Origin of the sequence: Noviherbaspirillum massiliense JC206 (assembly GCF_000312045.1) — a bacterium.
GTDB lineage: Bacteria > Pseudomonadota > Gammaproteobacteria > Burkholderiales > Burkholderiaceae_D > Noviherbaspirillum > Noviherbaspirillum massiliense.
Genome location: NZ_HE978634.1, coordinates 806,405 through 829,821 on the forward strand (window position 1 = coordinate 806,405; position 23,417 = coordinate 829,821).

The following is a 23,417-nucleotide window of genomic DNA, read 5'->3' on the forward strand; positions in this document are numbered from 1 at the left end:
GCACTGCCGATTATTTCCTGCGCTTGCCCGGTGGTTTGGGCTTCGGCGGCGACGGCGTGCGCGCCTGAGGACGGGACTGACTGATCTGTGCGAACAGTGTTTTCGCGTCCTGCACCGCACGTTCCTGCGTGCGCATCGCCGGGATGTCGTCATGCAGCGTGAAGAAATCCGCTGCCTGCGCACGCATCACATGCTTGATCGCAGCGTCGTCGCTCATGTCGAACATCTCTGTCAGCAGCGTGGTGACTTCGTCCAGGTAAGCTTCGTAGGTCATCGGCATGGCGGGGCGGCGTGATTGGCGTGAGTATGGTGGGTGAACTTGCATTCGCGGGGAAAGACCCGATCCGGAACCTGACCGAGCCTGCTCCCATATATGGAAGATTTAATCATTCAATGCCGCCTTCGCGGCTTCTTCGGGCGTCAGGCCTTCATAGAACAGGTCCGTGAACCATTCAACCTGCTCCTCGATATGTTCCTGGGCTTCGGCCACGGTCGCCCCGCCGGCGACCAGAAAACCTTCCACCTCGATACACCACTTGATCAATGCCTCTGTTTCCGGATCCAGTTTTTCTTTCTTTGCCATCATCTTTACCTTTGTGTTCTTGCGCTGAAGTCATCCATCGACAGGATAACCGCATGTGGCGGACATGAGAAGGTTCCGCGTAGCCGGAAGAGCGCTGCAGGCCATGTCATTTAGCTGATGCATGATTGCAAGAATTGAATGCCGGAAGCATCGTGGAAAGGGAATTGCCTGAAAAGGGCGAAGAAGGACAGGAGCGCGCCCTGCGCTTGCTGTATCAGCTCTGCTCAGCCAAGGCTGCCCGGGCCTGCTCGCACCAGTATCCGACTGCGGCGAGGTATCCATCCCACACGCAGCCATTGCATCCGCGACCGCAGCAAGAGGTCGGCTCTTCCGGCGGATCGCGCAGCAGGATTCCGTGTTGGACCAGTTGCGCGCTCAGCTCGGTGATCCATTGTTTGGCTTGATAGGTGCTTTCAGGTGACAGGCGTTGTGGATCGTCATTCATTGCTTAACAAACGTGGGGTAAAGCAGTAAAAGTAGGGTGCGTCACGCGCACCAATTTGGAAAAGGATATGGGCCAAGTATAACGACGGTCGAGGAGGAAAATGGTGCGCGTGGCGCACCCTACCTGGCTTAAGTAAAAAATCTAAGGTGGTTAAGCGTTGAGATCTTTAACATCTTTATAAAGTTTCTTTAGATGTTCAGGCGCCATGTCTAATATTGGCTCATACATAAATGAATTTAAGTGTATGTTTTCTGGCGTCATTAGATTTACCTGCTCGAGCAAAGCTATTGGTCCGAGATCAAGTGGATATTTGGCTTTGAACCGTGTGAGCAATTTCGCTGTTTGGTTTTCTGCTATTCCATCTACAAAGTTTTGATCTCCTATCTTTTTAATCATAAATTCTTCTGCAAGAAGACGTATGGCAATAGATAGAATTATTTTGCTCTCAAGCTCGGCAGTGGCATCTGGCTCAATCAAAATCTCTTCCGCAAGTTCAAAAAGTAGATCAATAACGTAGCGATCTGAATTGACCAATGAAAGATTAGCTTTGTCTTTGAGGATAGAGCGATATATTGTTTCGAGGTCTTTAATCGTAATACTTTTAGTGCTTACCTTGAGATGAAGTAAGCATGTCAATTTTAGAAATTCATCTTCGTATCCGCAGTATTCCGCAAGATTTCGAACGAAAGGGATTGCTGATACTACAAAGCGATGATTTGCAAAATTTTTCTTCCAATGTTCAAACGGATTTTTTTGGTATATCTCTTGTACCAACTTAAGATCCCTACCGTTCTTTACAGCGAATAGGCGATTTTGTCTGGGAATGCCCAGTCGGCTGGAAATGGTTCTATGGAAGTCGAAGTTATGAGTCAAAAATATGGAATAGAACTCGCCTGCTTCGGAGATTTCTTTTAAATACTCAACTATTGCGTATTTGTTCTTGTAGTCAAATGAGTCCGCTATATCGTCGACTACAAGAATTGTTTTAAGTCCTTGACGCTTTCTTGCCGTTAGGTCGAACAGGATATTTAAGATATATAGGGCTCTTTTTTCGCCTTGGCTTAATACTTTAAGCAAAGAATTACGGTCCACTTTGCTTGATACTTCATGGTCATAGAAGGTGAAGACAATTTGCGGGATAGATCCCTTCAAAATCACATCGTCTTGGTTTGAAATAGAAATCTTAAAGGGGACTGTAAACCTTTTATTAAATATTTCTACCACGTCCTCCCAAGCGGTTCTTTCACTTTTAGCTGCATTGATAGCAGCCTGAATGATTCCTTTACTGACTCTATATTCATTTATGAGTTCGGAATAGAGATCACGTTGATTTGCTAAATATGAAATCCAAATCTCTTTTTGTAGTTTTTTGTAGTCGGATAGATCTGCAACTATCTCTTTGTGCTCGAATAAATAGTCCCTAAATCTACGTAGTTCCACGTTCGATAACTTTTTATCGATGGCATCAAATTTTTTCTCGAGTTCAGCGTTACATAAAATTCGCTTTTTCTCTTCTTCGATTTTTTCATTGAAAAGTTCAGCGGAAATAATTTCTTCCTTATTTTTTCCGTTGAAGAGATTAACCGTGTGATTTGCGGAAAAAAATCCGTTATCGACCAGATTTTTTTGGACTGTCTTCGCGTGGAAGTGATTAAAACTCTTCTTCAAAAGAGATGAACTGGCTAATAGTTCATTGTAGGTTTCAATGTACTCTTTGAGCTCAGTTTGAATTTTTCCCGACTCCAGAAATCCTATCGTTTTATCGTTAAAGAGCTCGGCGTATGAAATGAGTGAAAGTCTAGTATTTTCAGGTACGCCTACTTTCTCTTCAAGTTCCTCGAAAATCTCAAATATCGAGTCCTTCTGAAAGCACTTCCGCAGTTCGATTTCTGGGGTAACAGCTCTTCCGGTAAGTCCCGAAAGCTGTTTAAGCTTCGTTATTAATGAGTCTTTTTTCTTCTCGATCTTCAGGACTGCTTCGTCGTAAGTTTTTTTAACAGCTTGATTAACAACGAGTAATGAAACCTTGTCAGAGCTAAAGTCTTGGTTATATGGCTCAATAACAAAAATATCGTCGCCCTTAATTTCAATGCCGTTTTCGTCTTGAATTAACCGCGTTGATAACCGCTCAGGAAAAATTACATCTCCAGTGGGGAGGCCCTTACTAGCATCAGAAAACGTTTTGGAAAAGGACGTTTTCATAAAGCCATTTGGCGCATAGACCGAATACACTTTCTTATCTTTGAAGTGGAAGTCGTGTGTCAACTGACGAATGCCATAACAGCTTTCGAATCTCACAGACAATGTCTTCACGCCGTCCCCCTTCTTCGATATGGATACTGGCTATGGCCAATAAGTTATGAAGGCCAAAACCATGTAAAAAATATTTTTTTGGCAATTATTCCTTAGTTAAATGATCTGGTCTATCCCAAGAAGAACATTCAATAAAAAAGCCCGCTTATGCGGGCTTTTTTATTTCGTCCTGTTTCCGATTATTGGCGTTACTTTGTCCAAGAATCTTTCAAGGTGGTCACCCGATTAAACACCGGTTTCCCCGGCTTCGAATCCACCCGGTCCGCCACGAAGTACCCATGCCGCTCGAACTGGAACTTGTCGTCGGGTAGGGCGGCCTTCATGCCGTGTTCCAGGTAGGCGGTGATGATTTCCTTCGAGTTCGGGTTCAGAGCAGTCTTGAAGTCCTTGCCGCCGGCGTCGGGCGTCGGGTCGGTGAACAGGCGGTCGTAGAGGCGCACTTCGGCTTCCAGCGCGTGGGTGGCGCTGACCCAGTGGATGTTGCCCTTGACCTTGTAGTTGTTCGAGCCTTCGGTGCCGCTCTTGGAATCGGCGAAGTAGTTGCAGCGCACTGCGATGACCTTGCCGTTGGCGTCCTTGTCGCAGCCGGTGCATTCGACCACGTAGCCGTAGCGCAGGCGCACCTTGTTGCCGGGGAAGAGGCGGAAGTAGCCCTTGGTCGGCGTCTCCATGAAGTCTTCTTCCTCGATCCACAATTCCTTGGTGATCGGGAAGGTCCGGTGGCCGCGTTCCGGATGGTGCGGGTGGACCGGGGCGGTGCATTCGTCGACGAGGTTTTCCGGGAAGTTGTCGATGATGAGCTTGAGCGGGCGCAGCACGGCGACGGCGCGCGGGGCCTTGGCGTCGAGGTCGTCGCGCAGCGCGCCTTCGAGCGTGCTCATGTCGATCCAGCTGTCGGCCTTGGCCACGCCAACGCGGTCGCAGAAGAGCTGGATGGATTCCGGCGTGTAGCCGCGGCGGCGGATGCCGACAATGGTGGGCATGCGCGGGTCGTCCCAGCCGTCGACGATCTTTTCCTCGACCAGTTGCAGCAGCTTGCGCTTGCTGGTGATCGCGTAGGTCAGGTTCAGGCGCGCGAATTCGGTTTGCTTCGGCAGCGGGTGCTTGAAGAAGCCGCCTTCGGCGAGGCGCTCCAGCAGCCAGTCGTAGAGCGGGCGGTGATCCTGGAACTCCAGCGTGCAGAAGGAGTGGGTGACGTATTCGATCGCGTCCTCGATCGGGTGCGCATAGTCATACATCGGGTAGACGCACCACTTGTCGCCGGTGCGGTGGTGGTGCGCGTGGCGGATGCGGTAGATCGCCGGGTCGCGCATGTTCATGTTGGGCGAGGCCATGTCGATCTTGGCGCGCAGGATGTGTTCGCCATCCTTGAATTCGCCGAGGCGCATGCGGCGGAACAGGTCGAGCGATTCGGCGGCGGGGCGGTCGCGGAAGGGCGAGTTCTTGCCCGGCTCGGAAAAGTTGCCGCGGTTCTTCGCCATGTCTTCTGCGGACTGGCTGTCGACATAGGCGTGGCCGGCGCTGATCAGGTATTCGGCCATCATGTACATCTGGTCGAAGTAGTCGCTGGCGAAGTAGAGGTGGTCGCCGCCTTCATCCTTCCAGTCGAAGCCGAGCCATTCGACGGCGTCGATGATGGCGTCGACGTATTCCTGTTCTTCCTTGGTCGGGTTGGTGTCGTCGAAGCGCATGGTGCAGCGGCCGTTGTATTCGCGCGCCAGGCCGAAGTTCAGGCAGATCGACTTGGCATGGCCTATGTGCAGGTAGCCGTTCGGCTCCGGCGGGAAGCGGGTGATGACCTGCGGCAGGAGATGGCCGTTGGGATCGGTGCGCTTGGCGTACTTGCCAGTGGCGAGATCTTCTTCGATGATGCTGCGCAGGAAATTCGATGCCGGCGCATTGTCGGCGCCGTTCTTGATGTCGTTGCTCATGAAATGGTTTCTGGAAAAATGCGTGGAATTGAAGAGTTGCAGGCATTTTACCGTAGTGAAGCAGGGATTTTGCGGGGGCTGCGCCTTGCATCGGCCGGAGCGGCAGGGCGGTTTCCCGGGAATCCGTATCGGAATGTGAAGCCGGGCGTATTACGGCGGGCTGCCGGCATTATTCCGCTTCGGCCGGGCGGGAATCGGATTTACATTGCGGCTCGTTTCATCGATGCGCCGGCCCTTCGGCGGGAGTGGGGCGGCGAGGAAACGGAATCCCGGATAACAACACGAAACTGAGCACCAAGAAACTGAGGAGGAAGTCGATCATGGTCAAACGCAAGGATCTGGAAGCGGCAGTGCAGGCGGGGGTGCTCAACCCGGCCGAGCTGGAACCGCTGTACGTGTTCCTGAACGCGCGCTTCGCGCAGTCGCCGCAGGGCGGGGCGGCCCGCTTTTCCGGTACGCACGTGCTGTATTACCTCGGCGGCATGCTGGCGATCGGCGCGGCATCGCTGTTCGCCACGCTGGCGGTCGAGGCGCTCGGGATGGGCGCGCTGTTCGTGCTGTCGCTGCTGTATGCACTGGCGGCGCTGGGCATCGCGGGCGCCCTGGAAAAGCGCGGCTTCGGTATCCCGGCGGGCATCTTCGCCACGCTGGCGATCGCGCTGGTGCCGCTGGCGGTGTTCGCCCTGCAGCATGTGCTCGGCTTCTGGACCGACGGCCCCGGCGCCCGGCATTACCGCGACTTCCACCGCTACATCGACTGGCGCTGGCTGGTGATGGAACTGGCGACGCTGGCGGCAGGCGTGGCGCTGCTGCGGCGCTTCCGCTATCCCTTCCTGACGATGCCGGTCGCGGTGACGCTGTGGTACATGGGCATGGACGTCATCCCGGCCCTGCTGCAGGCGCAGGACGGCGGCGACTGGTTCGGCAGCGCGGCCTGGGAAATGCGCAAGCTGATTTCGCTCGCCTTCGGTGCGGTAATGCTGCTGCTGGCCTTCTTCATCGACCTGCGCACGCGCCATGACAAGGATTACGCCTACTGGATGTATCTGTTCGGCCTGCTGACTTTCTGCGGCGCGCTGTCGGTCATGGGTTCCGGCCAGCTTGCCGGCAAGCTGGCGTATTTCGCGATCCATGCGGGACTGGTGTTTATCGGCGCGGCGCTGGGACGGCGCATGTTCGCGGTGTTCGGCGGGATCGGCATTGCGGCGGTGCTGTGCGACCTGTCGTGGCACATGTTCAAGAACAGCTTCGCCTTCGTGCTGGTGCTGACGCTGATGGGCTTTGCGCTGATCGCCATCGGCTTGTGGTGGAGCAAACATGAAGCCGAGCTGTCGGCGAAGCTGCGCACGCTGCTGCCGGCGGATTTGCGGGAATTGCTGGAGGCGAGGGCGGCATGAGCTGACCCGGCTTGCGGCCAGTAGTGAGGGGAAAAGCGCCTGCGGGCGCTTTTTCTTTTGGGCGAGGCGGAGGCATCCGCGCTGTTGCTGCCGTCCTGACAGCGGGCATTGGTGTGTTGGCCGGGTGCCAACCATGCGCTTTCGCTTGCACGCCCGCCGGCAATCCTTGCAGCCGGCAAGTGCTTGATTTTGAAGGATGTGGAGAAGAGGAAAGGTGCAGGCACGGGCTTTGCGATCCTGACAAGCGCAAGAATCTCTTGCAGGGGCATCAGCCCTGTCCAACCTTCACCAACTCAGGAGAACGCATATGCAGACCATCATCATTCAGGACCTGCACCGGACTGTCATCAATCAGCATGAACTGACAGGCAGGCAAACAGTGCACATCACCGAAGTTCGGGGATCGGATCCCGGATTCGACGTGCTTCATCAACTGGCGGATGTCTTTGCCAAGCCCTTCGACCTGAACATCGTGTTCAGGAACGGGAAGTGGTGATTGCTGCATGCGGCCCACTCCGGCATGAGTACGCCGGGCGGTCGGATGCGGTGCCGGGGTCCGGCGGGACTCCGGCCTTCATTGGACCATGCTTAACGCGGGTCGACGAGATAGCCTTTCTTGGCAGGCTCCGGCATCGTGACAGCCACCAGCAGCGAGATCACGCTCATCGCCGTCACGTACCAGTAGAACCAGCTTTCATGGCCGAGCGACTTCAGTCCGAGCGCCGCGTATTCCGCGGTACCGCCGAAAATCGCATTGGCCAGGGCATAGGACAGGCCGACGCCGAGGGCGCGCACTTCCGGGGGAAACATTTCCGCCTTGATCAGGCCGCTGATCGAGGTGTAGAAGCTGACTGCGATCAAGGCCAGGATCACCAGGCCGAAGGCGGAATAGGGGCTCGTCGTGTCCCGCAGCGCGGACAGCACCGGCACCGTGCACAGTACCGTGGCCACGCCGTACACGATCAGCGAGGTGCGCCGGCCGATGCGGTCGGACACGGCGCCGATCACCGGCTGCAGCACCATGAAGACGAACAGGGCGGCGGTCATGATCAGGCTGGACGTCTTGGCATCCATGCCGACCGTGTTGACCAGGTACTTCTGCATGTAGGTGGTGAAGGTGTAGAAGCTCAGCGAACCGGCGGCGGTAAAGCCGATGACGCGCAGGAAGGCCGCCTTGTGCGGCAGCAGACCGGCCAGCGTGCCGGCATCCTTGCGGCTGCGCGATTCGGCGGTCGAGGTTTCGGCGAGCGAGCGGCGCAGGTAGAAGGCGACGACGGCCGCGAGCGCGCCCATGAAGAAGGGAATGCGCCAGCCCCATGCCCGGAGCTCGGCATCGCTCAGGAACTGCTGCAGGATGACGATCACGAGGACCGCGAGCAGCTGGCCGCCGATCAGCGTCACGTACTGGAACGAGGCGAAGAAGCCGCGCCGGCCTGCCAGCGCCACTTCGCTCATGTAGGTCGCGCTGGTGCCGTATTCACCTCCGACCGACAGACCCTGGAACAGGCGGGCAATCAGCAGCAGCGCGGGGGCGGCCGTGCCGATGCTCGCATAGGTGGGCATGCAGGCGATCAGCAGCGAGCCGCCGCACATCATGATCACGGAAATCATCATCGAGGTGCGCCGGCCGTAGCGGTCGCCGATGCGGCCGAACATCCAGCCGCCGATGGGCCGCATCAGGAAGCCGGCGGCAAACACGCCGGCGGTGTTCAGCAGCTGCACCGTCTGATTGCCCTTCGGGAAAAATGCGGACGCGAAATAGATCGCGCAGAAGGAATAGACGTAGAAGTCGAACCATTCGACGAGATTGCCCGAAGAGGCGCCGACGATCGCAAAGACCCGCTTGCGGGTATCTTCGGAAGTCAGTTCGGGTGGTTGGGGTACGCTGGAGGTTGTTGCAGGCGAGGAATCATTCATTGCGCTAATCCTGTGAAGAGGGAGCGATCCAAAAAAGCCGGATCAATCCGTGCAATGAAATATACGCCTTACACGCGCTTCTTTCAGGCGACACGCATGGTGGAAGAGCCGACGGCTGGAGATCTTTCCCTCGCGGCAAGACGGACATCCATGCAATGGCAGGCATGCATGTGCATTCCTCGCATGAGGAGAAGCGGCGCGACTGCCGTGGATAAAGTGCTGGTGCCGGTCGGGTTCAGGCAGGCTGCTGCGAGTCGCCGGACGCCGGTTCAAGGCGCTCGCTTTGGGCCGTTTCCAGCAGCCACTCGCGGAATGCGGAGAGCGCGGGATGATCGCGCCTTTGTACCGGCGCGCACAGGTGATATCCGCGTGGCAGGGCGATCGGCAGATCGAAGGGCACGGCCAGCCGGCCTGCATCGAGCTCGTCGCGCACCAGGCAGCGCTGCAGCACCGCCACGCCCATGTCGGCGATGACTGCCTGGATCAGGATCGATACCTGGTCGAAGCCGGACGCGAGCGCGGGCCGGGGCTGCGGCACGCCTGCCGCTTCCAGCCAGAGCTGCCAGTTCGACGGCGCCGAGGTGTGGTACAGCAGGGGCTCGCTCAGCAGGTCGGCCGGCGTGTTCCAGAGTCCGGCGTCGCGGCGTGCGCGCAGGCGCTGCGGATGCGCGACCGGCACCACCTCGTTGCCGATGATGTAATCGCAGGCCCAGCCGGCGGGCCATTCGCCGGCCACACCGGTCAGGATCGCGGCATCCGGTGCCGGGCCGGTGAAATCCTCGTCGCGCCGGTAGGGCGCAAAACTGATTTCGATATCGGGATGGCGGCGACGGAAATCCGGCAAGCGCGGCACCAGCCAGACGCTGGCGAGCGTCGGCACCGCCGACAGGGTGAGGCAATTGCGGCTGGAGCGAGCCAGCAACGTGCCGCTCGCATCTTCGATGGCTGCCAGCGGACCGCGGATCTGGTCGAGGAAGGCCTGTCCGGCGGGCGTGAGCGTCAGCCGGTGCGCGGAACGCTTGAGCAGGACTTGTCCGAAGTGCATCTCCAGCCGGCTGATCGCGCGGCTGATGGCCGCCTGCGTCACGCACAGTTCCTCGGCGGCGCGCGTGAAGCTGCCGCAGCGCGCCGCCGTGGCGAATGCATGCAGTTCTGACATCGAAGGGGAACGGATTCGCATTGTTTGCCTTGCTTGTGCATTACCTTTGGTAATGCGATTGTACAATTTCGTTGCTTACGAGTAGGGCAAAAAACGAAGACACTAAGCCTTCCCCCTATTGATTCATTGATACCCACCGAGGAAGGAACCCATCCATGTCCAAACCCAGCGCACTTCGCCGGATCGTCCTGACGGGTCTGGCCTGCAGCCTCCTGCCGCTGTCCGCCTTCGCGCAAGACGCTTATCCGACCAAGCCGATCACCCTGATCGTGCCTTTCGTACCGGGCGGCTCGACCGACCTGACCGCACGCCTGGTTGCCAAGTTCGCAGGCCAGGAACTCGGCCAGACCATCATCGTGGAAAACCGCGCCGGTGCCGGCGGCTCGATCGGCATGGCCCAGGTGGCGCGTGCCAAGCCGGACGGCTACACCATCGGCATGGCGACCGTCAGCACGCACGGCTCCAACCCGGCCGTCTATCCGAAGCTGGCGTATGACGCGGTCAAGGATTTCACGCCAATCACTAACGTGGCAGCGGTGCCGAGCGTGTTCTCGGTGCATCCGAGCGTACCGGCCAAAACCATGAAGGAATTCATCGCCCTGGCACGCGCGAATCCCGGCAAGTACACCTTCGCCTCGCCCGGCCATGGTTCGCTCGGCCACGTGAACATCGAAAACCTGACGATGCAGCTCAATATCCAGCTGCTGCACGTGCCGTACAAGGGCGCCGGCCAGGCACTGACCGATGCGACTTCCGGCCAGGTGAATGCGATCACCGACAACCTGTCGTCGAGCCTGCCCTTCATCAAGTCCGGCAAGTTGCGTCCGCTCGCCGTGCTGAGCGCGACCCGTTCGCCTGACCTGCCGGATGTGCCCACCTACGCCGAACTCGGCACCGACATGAAGGAAGCCGGCTGGTTCGGCATCGTCGGCCCGGCAGGCATGCCTGCGGACGTCGTGAAGCGCCTGAACCAGGCAATCCACAAGGGCATGCAGGCGCCGGAATTCAAGCAGAGGCTGGCGGAGATGGGCGGCACCCCGGTGCCCAACACCCCGGAGCAGTTCCAGGCTCAGATCAAGCAAGCCGTGGCCCGTTACTCGGAAGTCGCGAAGAAAGCCAAGATCCAGCTGGACTGATCCGATGAGTGCATCTTTCGAGCCGTTCGTGCTGCATGTGCCGGCAGGGGAAGCGATTCCCCTGGTGTGCGACTCGCCGCACAGCGGCACCCAATATCCCGCCGACTTCGGCGCGGCGATCCCGCCGGCGCGGCTGCGCGGCGGCGAGGATACGCACGTGGATGCGCTCTGGGGCGCCGCGCCGCAAGTGGGCGCAACCCTGCTCGCGGCGAATTTCCCGCGCGTTTACATCGATCCCAACCGCATGCTGGATGACCTCGACCCGGAGCTTCTGGCTTCGCCCTGGCCGCTGCCGCTGGCGCCGGGACCGAAAACCAGGCTCGGCTACGGCCTCATCTGGCGCAACATCGACAAGGCCACGCCGATCTACGAGCGCAAGCTGTCGGTCGAGGAAGTGCAGGGCCGCATCGACCACTGCTACAAGCCGTATCACGCGGCGCTGGCGCAGGCGATCGACGCTGCCTACCAGCGTTCCGGCGCAGTCTGGCATCTGAACCTGCATTCGATGCCGAACAATGCCTACGAACGCCTGGGCATCGTCAGCCCGCATCCGCTGGCCGACTTCGTGCTCGGCGACCGCGATGGCACGACCTGCGAGCCGGCCTTCGTCGCGCTGGTGGCGTCGGAACTGCGTGCCCTCGGCTACACCGTGGCCGTCAACGATCCCTACAAGGGCGTGCAGCTGATCGCCCAGATCGGCAACCCGGCATTGCGCCGTCACAGCCTGCAGATCGAGATCCGCCGGCCGCTCTACATGGACGAAAAGACCCGTGAGCGGAATGAAGGCTTCCCGCAACTGCAGCGCGACCTGACCGTCGTGCTGGAAAAGATTGCCGCGTATATCCGCGCGCAGTAAACCGCATTCCCTCTCCTGACCGGGAGGGAATGCCGGGCAGTCCCGCCCGGCGTCATCTCCCCCACGCCTCCACCTGCCTCTCACGGGCACTCTTATACAAGATCATCCGCCCGCGAATCAGACGGCATTCGCCTCTTTCCGCTTGATCTAACTCTACGTAGCGCGAATAAAAAATCGATTTAATACGTTCTGTAACAAATCGCGACAAGAATGTGCGAGGGATATTCTGAAAAGCCCGTCATCCATGTGTTCGCGCCGGACATGCACCGATACCGGTGATCTGGCGCAAACACGATGGCAGGGTTTTGAGAGGTCCTTCAACGCATCGGCAAGCCAGGGAGTTTGAAGGAGTGACGCATGAAAATCAAACGCGAAGACCTGGTGGACGCGGCCGGTGCCGGCTTGTTGCAATACAGGCAGATCGATCCCTTGCTCATCTTCCTGCTGCAACGGGATGTGGCGGCGCGGCGCAGGGCCCTGCATGAACAGGTGCCTGCGGAGCCGGCGGAAAAGGGGCAGGTCCTGCTGTCCTTACTCGGCGGGATGCTCGGCATTGCGGCGGCGGCTCTGTTCGCGCTGCTGGTCACGGTGCCGGCGGTCAGGATGTTCGGCCTCGGCAGCCTGCTGACCCTGACGCTGCTGTACGCCTTCTGCGCATTCCGCCTGACTGCCTGGTTCAGGGAACGCGGCACCGGCCTGTCCATCCGCATCCTGTCCGGTTCCGGAATCGCCCTGATGCCACTTGCGATATTCGCCCTGGAACAGGCGCGCTAGGCGCCCTGCGCCCATGTCCTATCCGCTGCTCAAGACCATCCACATCTTCGGCGTGCTGCTGTTCCTCGGCAACATCATCGTCAGCGGCTTCTGGAAGGCATGGGCCGATCGCTCGCGCGACATCGACGTGATCCGGTATGCGTCGCGCATGATCATTCGCACCGACATGATCTTCACCATCGTCGGCATCGTGGTGCTGCTGGGAGCCGGCCATGCAATGGCGCCGGCTTACGGCAGCGTGCTGGAAGTCCCCTGGATCGCGTGGAGTTACCTGCTGCTGGCCGGCAGCGCCTTGATCTGGCTGGTGGTACTGGTACCGGTGCAGCTTGGCCAGTCACGCCTGCTCAGGCGTCCCGCGCCGGACAATATCGTGCCTGCGCGTTACTGGTTGCTGGCCCGGCTGTGGACCCTGGCCGGGATAATTGCGACGCTCTTGCCATTGCCCGCGGTGTACCTGATGGTGGCGAAACCCGGCTGAAGTCGGACCTGACGAGACCGCGTCTGGTTGCTGCTTGAACCTGCGCAATCCGTTCAACTCACCAGGTGCGGCTCTCCCTCCAGGATGAGCATGTACAGGCCGTTTTCATCCGGGCCGAAATAGGCCTTTGCGGTGTAATAGACGTTGTTGTCCACCATAAACGGTTCCGCAATGGGCGGCATGTGATCCAGTTCCTTGATCCCGAATTCGGTTTTGGCGCCGGCTGCGTCTTCATGAATCACTTGTACTTGCATGATGTCTTTCCTGTCATGGTGAGCTGAGATAGATTCCGCTTTCCGGAAACAGTTTCCGGCCGCACCGACAGGATTGCGCCGGAAGAATTTTTACTCGCGATTTCCATGACCGACCTGCGCAGCCTCTCACGCCAGTTTCCCCATCCCGGCCGCCTCGAAGCCATCCTGCTTCGACCGCAGCGCCGCGCCACGATCGTCGTGGTCGAGTCCGTGCAAGCGCTTGCCGGTTTCGGCCTGGAAGGCGACCGCAGCGCCACCGGCCGTGGCGGCGGAGCACGGCAGGTCACCCTGGTCCAGGCGGAACATTTGCCGGTGGTGGCAGCGCTGCTGCGGCGGCCGGATGTCGATCCTGCCCTGTTGAGGCGCAACCTGGTGGTCTCGGGCTTGAACCTGCTGGCGGCGCGCACCCTGTTCAGGGACCAGGCGCTGCTGCTGCGCATCGGCACCGAAGTGGTGCTGGAAATCACCGGACCCTGCGAACCCTGTTCCCGCATGGAAGAAGTGCTGGGCAGGGGCGGTTACAACGCGATGCGCGGTCATGGCGGATTGACCGCGCGGATATGCGCGGGCGGCATGATCCGCAAGGGCGATGCGGTGACCTGCGAAGTGCAGGGGCCGCCGGTGACCGGGCAGGCGCTTACATCTGCCTGAAGAGGTGGGCGTAGATGCGGCTCACCGCCAGGCTTTCGCTGCGGCCGTGCAGCCTGAGGAAGAGCTTGCCGGCATCGTCGCGTACGGCCGTATGCACCCGCTTGATGTTGACTGCCGTGCCCCGGTGGATCTGCCAGAACTCGGCGGGGTCGAGCTGCGGCAGCAATTCCTTCAGACTTATGCGGATCAGCGATTCGCTGTCGGCAGTGACTACGTTCACATACTTGTCGGCCGCCTCGAAGTACAGCACCTCGGAGACCGGGATCATGCGGACCTGGTTGCCGACGGCGGCACGGATGACGGCCAGGCGTTCCGACGCTGCGGACGGCGCCGGCAGCAGGGTACGCAAGTGACTGACGATGCGCTCCAGCTCCGCGGCGCGTTGCTGGTTCTGCCCGAGCCGGCCTTTCAGGCGCTCGATGGTTTTCAGCAGGCGTGCATCGCTGACCGGCTTCAGGATGTAATCGACGGCGGCCTGGTCAAAAGCCTCCACGGCGAAGTCATCGTAGGCGGTGACGAATACGACCAGGGGAAAGGGCGTACTTTCCGGCCAGTCCTCCGCCAGCTCCGCCGCGGCTTCCAGCCCGGTCTTGCCCGGCATTTTGATGTCGAGAAAGAGGATGTCGGGACGCTGTGCCAGGGCTTCCTGCACGGCGGCGATGCCGTGCTCCGCCACGCCGCCGAGCTGCAGCTCCGGCCACAGGCGCTGCAGCGTCTGCACCAGGGTCAGGGCCAGGAGCGGTTCGTCTTCTGCAATCAATGCGCGGTATGTCGTCATAAGGGAATGCTCAATCGGGCAATGGCGCCGCACGGCGCATTCGGCTCCAGCGAAAAGGAGGCCCGCTCGCCGTACAGCGCGTGCAGGCGCTCGCGTACATTCGTCGTGCCCAGCCCCATTCCGGCGGAATCCGGGCGGGCATCCTCCAGCCCGAGCCCGGTATCGATGACGGCAAGCTGCAGGCTTCCTGCTTCCCGAGCCGCCCGGATGACGATGCGGCCGCCTTCGATCTTCGGCTCGATGCCATGTTTGATCGCGTTTTCCACCAACGGTTGCAGGAGCATCGGCGGCAGCCTTCTGTCGTGCAATTCTTGCGGCAGCTCCAGGGCATAGGACAGGCGCGGCCCCATGCGGATCGCCATCAGTTCCAGGTAGGCGCGAATCAGGGCGAATTCCTGCGCGAGCGTGGTCGTTTCCGAGCGCGAGGAAGTCAGGCTGGCGCGCAGGTAGTCGATCAGCTGGTCGAGCATGTGCTGCGCGCGCGCTGCGTCGACTGCGATCAGGCCCTTCAGGTTGGCCAGGGTATTGAACAGCATGTGCGGCTCGATCTGCGCCTGCAGCAGATGCAGCTGCGCTTGCAGGGCCTGTTTCTCGATCGCGGCGGCACGCGCCTTTTCGGCTTCGGCCGTGGCTTTCAGTTCGGACAGCTTGCTGCGGCTCCAGAACATCCAGGTGCCGAACAGGCAGGCCAGTATGGTCAGGATGAGCAGTCCCTCGGTATGATAGGCGCCGCGCCCCAGCTCCGGCAGCGGCACGCCGAGCATGCGCGCCGCGAGAGAGCTGCCGAGGAAGTAGGCGGCTGGCGCGCTGACGGCCAGCAGGGCGAAGAAGGGGATCTTGGGTGGCGGACCGTCGCCCCAGAGCAGCAGCCGACCGCCATCGATGAACGTCTGGGCCAGCAAGCCGATGCACATCGAGAATACGAGGTTGGTCCAGAAACCGGTGCCGATCCGCATCAGGTAAGTGACGAGGACTGCGCAGAACACGTTGAAAATGGATGCCGCAACCAGGTCGACCGGAAAGCGCCGGGCAAAGGCATCCAGGTTCTGCGTGATGCGAGCCATCATTCCGTTCAATGCTTTCCTTCGAGGCGGGCGATTTCGCGGTTGATCATGCGCTCTTTCCATGTGCTGCCGTGCCCATTCAGAAACACGGCCAGCCCATGGAAGGACAGGCCGATTCCCCATCCGAACAGCGGCCACAGGGACCAGAGGAAGCGTGGGTTGTGCAACAGGTTGAATAGTATCAGCGCCGCATTCACCAGCACAAACACCGACAGGTGGATGGAAAAGCCGATCTTGCGGCCGACATGGCGCCGGGCAGTGCGGTAGTTGTCATGGTCTTTCATCTCGGTCTCCTCAAATAACGCCGATTGCCTGCCAGACCAGGATGCCGAAGCGCCGGTGCGGCAGGAGGGTGAATGCCCCGGCTAGGACCAGGCCGATATAGCCGCCCGTCATCCAGTTCCGGTGCGCCTTGATGTTGCGCCTGAAAACGGAGTACATGGCCATGCCGAGCACGAACAGGATCCAGACCGACAGCAGGTGGATCCAGGAAAAATGCCCGGTGGTCCTGATGCCGAAGGACAGCAGGGCCGTGGCCAGCATCAGCGCCACCCAGGTACGTCCCAGCAGGCGATGGCTCGCGGTTCCCTTTTTTGATGCAAGCATGGTGCCGCCGATGGACAGCGCGCCGAATGCCGTCGCAACGTGGGCGAGAATGACCGGAGTAAATTCCATGATGTGCTCCTCAAGGTGGTTCGATGGAGGCATTCTCGGTACGGGGCTGCGCAGGCGGTAGCGCCATGCGACGAAACGACGGAAGCGGGGAGTGAAGCGACGGATTCCGGGAGCGGACGGGAACCGGTTTTTTGCCTGAACGGCATTGCCTGCCGTACAAGTCGCTTTCGCGGCAATCAATCCGGGCCGCGGCTTTGCTAGACTTGTGCACGTTTCGTTTTTGCCGTTTGCATTTTCTTGAGGTTGTTTCCCTTGGATTTCCTTCGTTCCCTGTTCCGCAAGCTCGTCCCGGCCGTCGATTTCTGTTCCCTGCGCCTGGTCGAGGAAACGAGCGAACACATCACCGTGCGGCAAGATGTCCTGCAGCCGCTGTCCACCGGCGTCGACCGCGGGGCGATGATTGTCGTCATGCACAACGGCGGCTATGGTTATGCTGCCACCGGCAACCTGAGCGAAGCCGGCCTGAAGGAGGCTATTGCGCGCGCGCGCGCCTGGGCGGAAGCCAGCGCGGGGCGCTCAGTGGTGGATTATTCGCGGATTGCTTTGCCGTGGCCGGACGGCAGCTATGCCAGCCCGGCAGCAGTTGCACCGGGCGCAGCGCGCAAGGAATTGATCGATTTGCTGATGCGCGAGTCGCAGGCATGCCGCATCGATCCGCGCATCGTCGACTGGCAGGCTTCGGTGTGGACGGCGCACAGCGAGCAGCTTTACCTGACCGCCGACGGCGCCGACGTATTTCAGCAATTCAGCTACGTGATCCCGAGCCTGGCCGTCACGGCCAACCAGGGCGCGGACACCCAGACCCGCAGCCTCGGCGGGCAATACAACGGCTATTGCCGCCAGGGCGGGCTGGAAGTTATCGAACATGCGGGATTGCGTGGCGCCGGCGCGCGCGTGGCGCAGGAAGCGCTGCAATTGCTGGCCGCACCGAATTGCCCAACCGGCAGCATGGACCTGCTGCTGATGCCGGAGCAGATGATGCTGCAGATCCATGAATCGATCGGCCATCCGCTGGAACTGGACCGCATCCTCGGCGACGAGCGCAATTTCGCCGGAACCAGCTTCGTCACGCTCGACATGTTCGGTTCCTACCAGTACGGCTCGCCGCTGCTGAACGTGACGCACGATCCGAACCGGCCGGAGCAGTTTGCCAGCTACCGCTGGGATGACGACGGCAGCACGGCGGAACGCACTTACCTGATCCGCAACGGCATCCTGGAACGGCCGCTGGGCGGCGCGATTTCCCAGGCGCGCGCCGGCATCGAAGGCGTGGCAAATTCCCGCGCCTGCAGCTGGAACCGGCCGCCGATCGACCGCATGGCCAATCTCAACATCGAACCCGGCAGCTCCACGCTGGAGGAGATGATCAAGTCGGTCAGGCGCGGCGTGATGATGGATACCAATGTCTCCTGGTCGATCGACGACTCGCGCAACAAGTTCCAGTTCGGCTGCGAAGTCGGCTACCTGATCGAGGATGGGGAAGTGAAGGGCATGGTGAAGAATCCGAATTACCGCGGCATTTCCGCGACTTTCTGGCGCTCGCTCAAGGCAGTCGGCGATCATTCCACCTTCCGCGTGATGGGCACGCCTTTCTGCGGCAAGGGCGAGCCCTCGCAGGTGATCCGCGTCGGCCATGCCTCGCCGGCCTGCCTGTTCGGGGATGTCGAAGTGTTTGGAGCCTGAGGATGCGGGAAACAATGCAGCATTATTTTTACGACCTCGCCGACTTCATCCAGTCCCGCATCAAGGGAAGGGAACAAAGCACCTGCTGGCTGGCGGCGGAAGCGTCCGACTTCGTACGCTTCAACCGCAGCGCCATCCGTCAGCCGGGGCATGTGCAGCAGATCTCGCTGTCGCTGCAGCTGATCGACGGCCTGCGCCACGCGGGCAGCAGGCTCACACTGGCCGGTGACCTCGAATCCGACCGCGCGCTGATCGAACGCAACCTGGAAGCATTGCGCGCGCAACTGCCGGACCTGCCGGAAGACCCGCACCTGCTGCTGTCGACCGAGCCGCATTCGACCGAGCACATCGCGCCATCGCAGCTGCCGGCGACGACTTCCATGGTGGATGAGATTCTCGATGCGGCGCGCGATCACGACATGGTGGGCATCCTCGCGGCCGGGCCGGTCTATCGCGGCTTCGCCAATTCCCTCGGCCAGCGCAACTGGCATGAGACCGCCAGCTTCAATTTCGACTGGAGCCTGTACCACAGCCGTGACAAGGCGGTGAAGACGACCTACGCCGGCTTTGCCTGGGACAGCGCCCAATTCCACGCGAAATTCGGCAATGCAGTGGACCAGCTTGCCATCCTCGGGCGCGAAGCGATGACCATCCGTCCCGGCCCTTGCAGGGCTTATCTTGCGCCTGCAGCGCTGAATGAAATCGTCGGCATGCTGAACTGGGACGGCCTTTCCGAAAAGGCCTTGCGTACGCGCCAGAGCTCGCTGCGCCGCATGCGCGACGAAGGCCTGTGCCTGCATCCGTCGGTGACACTCATCGAAAACACCGCCGAAGGCCTGGCGCCGGCCTTCCAGGGCGAAGGCTACATCAAGCCGGAACGCTTGACGCTGATCGGGCAGGGGCGTCTGACTGGCAGCATGGTCGCGCCGCGTACCGCCAGGGAATACGGTATCGCCAGCAATGGCGCCGACAACGGGGAAGGGATGGCGTCGGCAGAACTCGCCGGCGGCGATGTGCCGCTTGCCCGGGTGTTGAAGGAGCTGGATACCGGGGTCTTCATCGGCAACCTGTGGTACCTGAATTTTTCCGATCGCGCCAATTGCCGTCTTACCGGCATGACGCGCTTCGCCACCTTCTGGGTCGAGAACGGGGAAATCCGGGCACCGCTGAACGTAATGCGCTTTGACGATTCGGTGTTCCGGATGCTGGGCGACAACCTGGTCGGACTGACGCAGGAACGCGAACTGCTGATCGATACCGACACCTATGGCGCCCGCAGCACTGCCAGCGCACGCCTGCCGGGTGCGCTGGTGAAGGATTTCATGTTCGTACTGTAGAAGCGGTCCGGGTCCGGCTCAGACCACGCCCTTGGCGCGCAGGGCGGCGATCTCTTCCGCGCTGTGTCCGAGCAAATCGCCCAGCACGTCGTCGGTGTGCTGTCCCAGCAGGGGCGGCGGCATGTCGTAGCGCGGCGGCGTGGCCGACATCTTCATCGGGCTGCCGACCAGCTTGACCGTGCCGCCGGTCGGATGCGGCAAGTCCACGCGCAGGTTGCGCGCGAGCACCTGCGGATTCTCGAACACTTCATCGAGGTTGTTGATCGGCCCGCAGGGCACGCCGGCGGCTTCGAGCGCATCGATCCATTCCTGCTTGGTCTTGGTCTTGACCATGTCCGCCAGCAGCGGCACCAGCTGGTCGCGGTAGCGCACCCGCGCCGGATTGGTGGCGAAGCGCTCGTCCTGCGCCAGCTCGGGCCGTCCGCCCGCTTCGACGAACTTGCGGTACTGGCCGTCGTTGCCGACGGCGACGATGATGTGCCCGTCGGACGTGGCGAAGGTCTGATACGGCACGATGTTGGGATGCGCATTGCCCCAGCGCCTGGGCGGATTGCCGCTTGCCAGGTAATTGGTGTTCATGTTGGCCAGCATCGCCACCTGCACGTCGAGCAGCGCCATGTCGATGTACTGGCCTTCGCCGGTGCGGTCGCGGTGGGCCAGCGCGGCCATCACCGCAATCGTGGAATACATGCCGGTCATCAGGTCGGAAATCGCCACGCCGGCCTTTTGCGGGCCGCCGCCCGGCAAGTCGTCGCGCTCGCCGGTGATCGACATGAAGCCGCCCATGCCCTGCACGATGAAGTCGTAGCCGGCGCGCTGCGCGTAGGGGCCGGTCTGGCCGAATCCGGTGATCGAGCAATACACGATGTCCGGTTTTTCCCGCTTCAGGGATTCATAGTCGAGGCCGTATTTCTTCAGCTGGCCGACCTTGTAATTTTCCAGCACCACGTCGGACTGGCGCGCCAGTTCGCGCACGATGTCCTGGCCTTCCTTGCTGGAGATGTCGAGGGTGATGGAGCGCTTGCCGCGGTTGGCGGCGAGGTAGTAGGCCGCTTCGCTGGTGTCGCGGCCTTCGGCGTCGCGCAGGTAGGGCGGGCCCCAGTGCCGGGTGTCGTCGCCCGCGCCGGGGCGTTCCACCTTGATGACGTCGGCGCCGAGGTCGGCGAGGTTCTGGGCGCACCAGGGTCCGGCGAGGACGCGGGTGAGGTCGAGTACGCGGATGTGTCCAAGTGCTTTTTTCAGTGGCGAGTCAGCCATTTTTCGAATTGCGGAGGCGAGAGTGGTTGAGTGAAGTAGTAACCCTGGGCGATGTCGCAGCCGCGGTCGCGCAGATAATCCAGCTGCTGGCGGGTTTCCACTCCTTCCGCGACGACATCCAGCCCGAGCGGCTGCGCCATTGAAATGATGGCATCGATGATTGCGCAATCATCATCATGGGCAGGCAGGCCGCTGACGAAACTGGTGTCGATTTTAACCTTATGTACCGGAAAGCGCCTCAAGTGCGTCAGGCTGGAGGAGCCGGTGCCGAAGTCATCGATGCTCAGGCCGATCTCCTTTTCGGTGAGACGGTCGAGCAAGGCCGCCGTCATCGCCTCGCCATGCATGACGGTGCTTTCGCTGACTTCCCATTCGAGGCGCAGTCCGGGTATGCCGCAATCCGCGAGCCTGTCTTCGAGCATCGGCATCAGCTGGCGGTCCATCAGCTGGGCTGTCGACAAGTTGAGCGCGATGTTGAATTCGTCCAGGCCTCGTGCACGCCATGCCTGGAACTGGGCGCAGATATCGTCGACTGCCCACCGATTGAGTGCCGGCAGCAGTCCCGCCCGTTCCGCCACCGGCAGGAAATGGGCGGGCAGCAGCAGGCCGTATTGCGGATGCTGCCAGCGCAGGAAGGCTTCGACGCAGCAGACCTTCCCGGTGCGCAAGTCAATCTGCGGCTGGTAGTGATGCTGAAGCGCGCCGGATTCGAGGGCCTTGCGCAAATCGTTTTCCAGTGCCGGCCGGGAGCTTGCATCCTTTTCCAGCACCGGCGTGGAAAGGCGGTAGCGGTCGCGCCCCGAGGATTTCGCCCGATACATCGCGAGATCCGCCTTTTTCATCAGTACGTCGATCTCGGTTCCATCGAACGGGTAAAGGGCAATGCCCACGCTGGCAGTGATATCGATCATCCGGCCGTCGAGGAGGAAGGGGCTGCGCATTGCTTCCACGATCTGCTGCGCCAGGTCCTCGACCAGGCGGGCGTCGCTCAGGTCGCGCGCCACGAGCATGAACTTGTCGCGCCCCATGCGGGCCAGGACATCGTCGTTGCGCACCAGGTTCTTCAGGCGCAAAGCCGCCGCTTTCAGCAACTGGTCGGCCGCCGTCTCCCCCAATGATTCGAGGAGCGACCTGAAGCCATCCAGATCGACGAAGAAAACCGCGAGCGCCGCCGAGCGCGAGGCGAGCTGCGGGAAGATCTCTTCCGCATGTTCGTACAGCACATGCCTCTCCGGCAGGCCTTCCAGCTTGCCGCGCTGGACCATGCGCCGCAACTGGGCTTCGGTCTTGCTGCGCCGCGCCTCCTGCGAGGCCAGTGCAATCATTTCTGCGGCGCTGGCGGCGAAACCGGCTTCATCCTTGCGCCATTCCCGTGCCTGCCCGAGCTGCGCGAACAGCAGCACGCCATCCTGCCGCACCGGCATCAGCAGCAACGCCTTGATCTCGGCAGCGTGGAAATATTCGCAATACAGCGCCGTGCGTGCATCCTGGTCGACATCATCGACGACCAGCGGCCGGCCTTGCACCGCTGCCTCATGCAGCAGGGGATGGCAGTTCAGGCCAGGTCCCGGCACCGAATCCTGGTGGCTGAAATTCTGTTTTACATCGTCATACATCAGGACGCAGCGGACTGAATCCGGATCGTCGCCGGCCGTCCAGTAGGCGCAGCGGTGCGCGCCGAGGGTTTTTGCAGACGTTTTCAGGATGGTTTTCAGTGCCATGCTGAAATCGGTCGGTGGACGCTGCGCCAGCCGGAACAGCTGGCTGACATAGTGCAACTGGCGCCTGTATTCCTGGCTGCGCTTCTGCAGTTCCAGCTGTTGCCAGGTGACGTCGCGGCCGCACACCAGCAGGCCGGATACCGTGCCCTTCGCCGACAGATTGCGGACATGCGCCGCGAGGTGGCGCCAGGAGCGATCGCGATGCCTGGCACGGAAAACCGTGGGTTCCGGCGGCGCGGGCAGATCCAGCCGGAGGGCGCGCTTGAATGTGGCGCGAAGGCGGTGCCGGTCGTCCTTGTGTACCAGGTCCAGTGCCCGCACGCCGATCAGCTCTTCTTCGCTGTAGCCGAGAATATCCTTGAAGGAAGGGTTGGCAAACCGGAACCTGGAATCGGGATCGCAGATGCAGACCAGGTCCGGAAAATTCTCCACGATGGCTTGCAGGCGCCGGATCACCAGCGGCGGGATGGGTTTAGGCGATGGCACATGCATGTCCTGGCGCCGGGGCGCGGGCTGCAGCACCCATATCGTGCATTTCACGTCCGGCAGATTGTCCAGCCGGTGCACCATGAGGTTGAAGTGCGCCAGGTTGCCTTGCCGGTCCACCAGGGCAACATGCACGATGCGTCCATCCTCGCCGGTCAAGCTTTGCAGAGGGTTGTTCGACAGCGCTGCGCTGGTGTTGGCCGCAGGGAAAAGCGATGCCACGTGCCGGCCGACCAGCTCGCGCTGGTCGAATCCCAGCCGTTCCGCAAGTTCGTCATTGACGCGCGCGATCAAGCCGTTTTGCAGGAAGATCATTCCGGCATCGGAGCCGCCCAGCATCTCGGTCAGGGCTTGCCATTCCTCGGGGAAAAGAGATGCCGGGGTATCGGATGAGGTTCTTGATTGGGTACTTGTCATTTCCGGGCAGGAAAAACAGATCGGGCGGATCATGCCGCCCTCGGACGATATGCACGGGAAAGAAAGATCCGCATTAGACTAGCTGCTCCCGCGCGCATTCCATTG

Annotated in this window: 23 protein-coding genes; 9 read left to right on the forward strand and 14 right to left on the reverse strand. The window is 60.6% G+C overall.

Going from position 1 to position 23,417, the window contains the following annotated elements:
* Positions 1-10 precede the first annotated feature (10 nt).
* The 5 genes from HGHM_RS20610 to HGHM_RS04150 all read right to left on the reverse strand — a co-directional run bounded on the left by HGHM_RS20610 (position 11) and on the right by HGHM_RS04150 (position 5,272).
* A complete protein-coding gene (locus HGHM_RS20610; RefSeq protein ID WP_051155310.1) occupies positions 11-274 on the reverse strand; it encodes a hypothetical protein in 264 nt (87 codons plus the stop codon).
* Between the two features lie 108 nt (positions 275-382).
* A complete protein-coding gene (locus tag HGHM_RS04135) occupies positions 383-586 on the reverse strand; it encodes a hypothetical protein (protein ID WP_019140247.1) in 204 nt (67 codons plus the stop codon).
* Positions 587-797: 211 nt separating this feature from the next.
* Entirely contained in the window at positions 798-1,028 is a 231-nt protein-coding gene (locus HGHM_RS22575) for an oxidoreductase-like domain-containing protein (RefSeq protein WP_075111685.1), read from the reverse strand.
* 150 nt (positions 1,029-1,178) lie between these two features.
* Positions 1,179-3,326: a hypothetical protein gene (locus HGHM_RS23360; RefSeq protein ID WP_161603766.1), complete on the reverse strand. Its 2,148-nt coding sequence runs from the start codon at positions 3,324-3,326 to the stop codon at positions 1,179-1,181.
* Positions 3,327-3,529: 203 nt separating this feature from the next.
* Positions 3,530-5,272, reverse strand: a complete 1,743-nt coding sequence (locus tag HGHM_RS04150; RefSeq protein WP_019140250.1) for a glutamine--tRNA ligase/YqeY domain fusion protein — start codon at positions 5,270-5,272, stop codon at positions 3,530-3,532.
* Positions 5,273-5,592: 320 nt separating this feature from the next.
* Between HGHM_RS04150 and HGHM_RS04155 the strand changes: the two genes are divergently transcribed.
* Together HGHM_RS04155 and HGHM_RS04160 are read left to right on the forward strand one after the other, a co-directional pair.
* Positions 5,593-6,669 carry a hypothetical protein gene (locus HGHM_RS04155; RefSeq protein WP_019140251.1) on the forward strand — a complete coding sequence of 359 codons (1,077 nt, stop codon included), beginning with the start codon at positions 5,593-5,595 and terminating at the stop codon, positions 6,667-6,669.
* Positions 6,670-6,976: 307 nt separating this feature from the next.
* Entirely contained in the window at positions 6,977-7,165 is a 189-nt protein-coding gene (locus tag HGHM_RS04160; RefSeq protein ID WP_019140252.1) for a hypothetical protein, read from the forward strand.
* A 92-nt stretch (positions 7,166-7,257) separates the two neighbouring features.
* Here the strand turns inward: HGHM_RS04160 and HGHM_RS04165 are convergent, their stop codons facing one another.
* Both HGHM_RS04165 and HGHM_RS04170 read right to left on the reverse strand, forming a co-directional pair.
* Complete coding sequence (locus tag HGHM_RS04165; RefSeq protein WP_019140253.1) at positions 7,258-8,586, reverse strand: MFS family transporter; 1,329 nt, start codon at positions 8,584-8,586, stop codon at positions 7,258-7,260.
* Between the two features lie 235 nt (positions 8,587-8,821).
* Positions 8,822-9,766, reverse strand: coding sequence for a LysR substrate-binding domain-containing protein (locus HGHM_RS04170; RefSeq protein WP_034348388.1), 945 nt, complete (start codon positions 9,764-9,766; stop codon positions 8,822-8,824).
* Positions 9,767-9,900: 134 nt separating this feature from the next.
* Here HGHM_RS04170 and HGHM_RS04175 point away from each other — a divergent pair, with 134 nt between their 5' ends.
* The 4 genes from HGHM_RS04175 (at position 9,901) to HGHM_RS04190 (ending at position 12,989) form a co-directional block, all read left to right on the forward strand.
* Complete coding sequence (locus HGHM_RS04175; RefSeq protein WP_019140255.1) at positions 9,901-10,881, forward strand: Bug family tripartite tricarboxylate transporter substrate binding protein; 981 nt, start codon at positions 9,901-9,903, stop codon at positions 10,879-10,881.
* A gap of 4 nt (positions 10,882-10,885) precedes the next feature.
* The gene (locus tag HGHM_RS04180; protein ID WP_019140256.1) at positions 10,886-11,737 is read left to right on the forward strand and encodes an N-formylglutamate amidohydrolase; all 852 of its coding nucleotides are present in this window, start codon (positions 10,886-10,888) and stop codon (positions 11,735-11,737) included.
* A gap of 357 nt (positions 11,738-12,094) precedes the next feature.
* Positions 12,095-12,511, forward strand: a complete 417-nt coding sequence (locus tag HGHM_RS04185; RefSeq protein WP_019140257.1) for a hypothetical protein — start codon at positions 12,095-12,097, stop codon at positions 12,509-12,511.
* Between the two features lie 13 nt (positions 12,512-12,524).
* The gene (locus HGHM_RS04190; protein WP_019140258.1) at positions 12,525-12,989 is read left to right on the forward strand and encodes a DUF2269 family protein; all 465 of its coding nucleotides are present in this window, start codon (positions 12,525-12,527) and stop codon (positions 12,987-12,989) included.
* A 53-nt stretch (positions 12,990-13,042) separates the two neighbouring features.
* Here HGHM_RS04190 and HGHM_RS04195 read toward each other — a convergent pair whose 3' ends face one another.
* Positions 13,043-13,243: a hypothetical protein gene (locus HGHM_RS04195; protein WP_019140259.1), complete on the reverse strand. Its 201-nt coding sequence runs from the start codon at positions 13,241-13,243 to the stop codon at positions 13,043-13,045.
* A gap of 105 nt (positions 13,244-13,348) precedes the next feature.
* On the opposite strand from HGHM_RS04195, the gene HGHM_RS20615 reads away from it, so the two are divergent.
* Positions 13,349-13,894, forward strand: coding sequence for an MOSC domain-containing protein (locus HGHM_RS20615; RefSeq protein WP_019140260.1), 546 nt, complete (start codon positions 13,349-13,351; stop codon positions 13,892-13,894).
* Here HGHM_RS20615 and HGHM_RS04205 read toward each other — a convergent pair.
* From HGHM_RS04205 to HGHM_RS20620, 4 genes are read right to left on the reverse strand one after another with little or no spacing between them, the layout of a single operon-like run.
* The gene (locus HGHM_RS04205) at positions 13,881-14,672 is read right to left on the reverse strand and encodes a LytR/AlgR family response regulator transcription factor (RefSeq protein ID WP_019140261.1); all 792 of its coding nucleotides are present in this window, start codon (positions 14,670-14,672) and stop codon (positions 13,881-13,883) included. The two genes, HGHM_RS20615 and HGHM_RS04205, sit on opposite strands and share 14 nt — an antisense overlap.
* The gene (locus HGHM_RS04210) at positions 14,669-15,739 is read right to left on the reverse strand and encodes a sensor histidine kinase (RefSeq protein WP_019140262.1); all 1,071 of its coding nucleotides are present in this window, start codon (positions 15,737-15,739) and stop codon (positions 14,669-14,671) included. The genes HGHM_RS04205 and HGHM_RS04210 overlap by 4 nt, the downstream gene beginning before the upstream one ends.
* A gap of 5 nt (positions 15,740-15,744) precedes the next feature.
* The gene (locus HGHM_RS04215; RefSeq protein WP_019140263.1) at positions 15,745-16,020 is read right to left on the reverse strand and encodes a 2TM domain-containing protein; all 276 of its coding nucleotides are present in this window, start codon (positions 16,018-16,020) and stop codon (positions 15,745-15,747) included.
* Positions 16,021-16,030: 10 nt separating this feature from the next.
* Positions 16,031-16,411, reverse strand: a complete 381-nt coding sequence (locus HGHM_RS20620) for a DUF2306 domain-containing protein (RefSeq protein WP_019140264.1) — start codon at positions 16,409-16,411, stop codon at positions 16,031-16,033.
* A 252-nt stretch (positions 16,412-16,663) separates the two neighbouring features.
* Here HGHM_RS20620 and HGHM_RS04225 point away from each other — a divergent pair, with 252 nt between their 5' ends.
* Together HGHM_RS04225 and HGHM_RS04230 are read left to right on the forward strand one after the other, a co-directional pair.
* On the forward strand, positions 16,664-18,094 hold the full coding sequence (locus HGHM_RS04225; RefSeq protein WP_019140265.1) for a TldD/PmbA family protein: 1,431 nt from the start codon (positions 16,664-16,666) through the stop codon (positions 18,092-18,094).
* 14 nt (positions 18,095-18,108) lie between these two features.
* A complete protein-coding gene (locus HGHM_RS04230; RefSeq protein WP_019140266.1) occupies positions 18,109-19,431 on the forward strand; it encodes a TldD/PmbA family protein in 1,323 nt (440 codons plus the stop codon).
* An 18-nt stretch (positions 19,432-19,449) separates the two neighbouring features.
* Here HGHM_RS04230 and HGHM_RS04235 read toward each other — a convergent pair whose 3' ends face one another.
* Both HGHM_RS04235 and HGHM_RS22160 read right to left on the reverse strand, forming a co-directional pair.
* A complete protein-coding gene (locus HGHM_RS04235; protein ID WP_019140267.1) occupies positions 19,450-20,688 on the reverse strand; it encodes a CaiB/BaiF CoA transferase family protein in 1,239 nt (412 codons plus the stop codon).
* Complete coding sequence (locus HGHM_RS22160; protein WP_161603767.1) at positions 20,670-23,312, reverse strand: sensor domain-containing protein; 2,643 nt, start codon at positions 23,310-23,312, stop codon at positions 20,670-20,672. Before HGHM_RS22160 ends, HGHM_RS04235 begins: the two co-directional genes overlap by 19 nt.
* Positions 23,313-23,417: the final 105 nt, after the last annotated feature.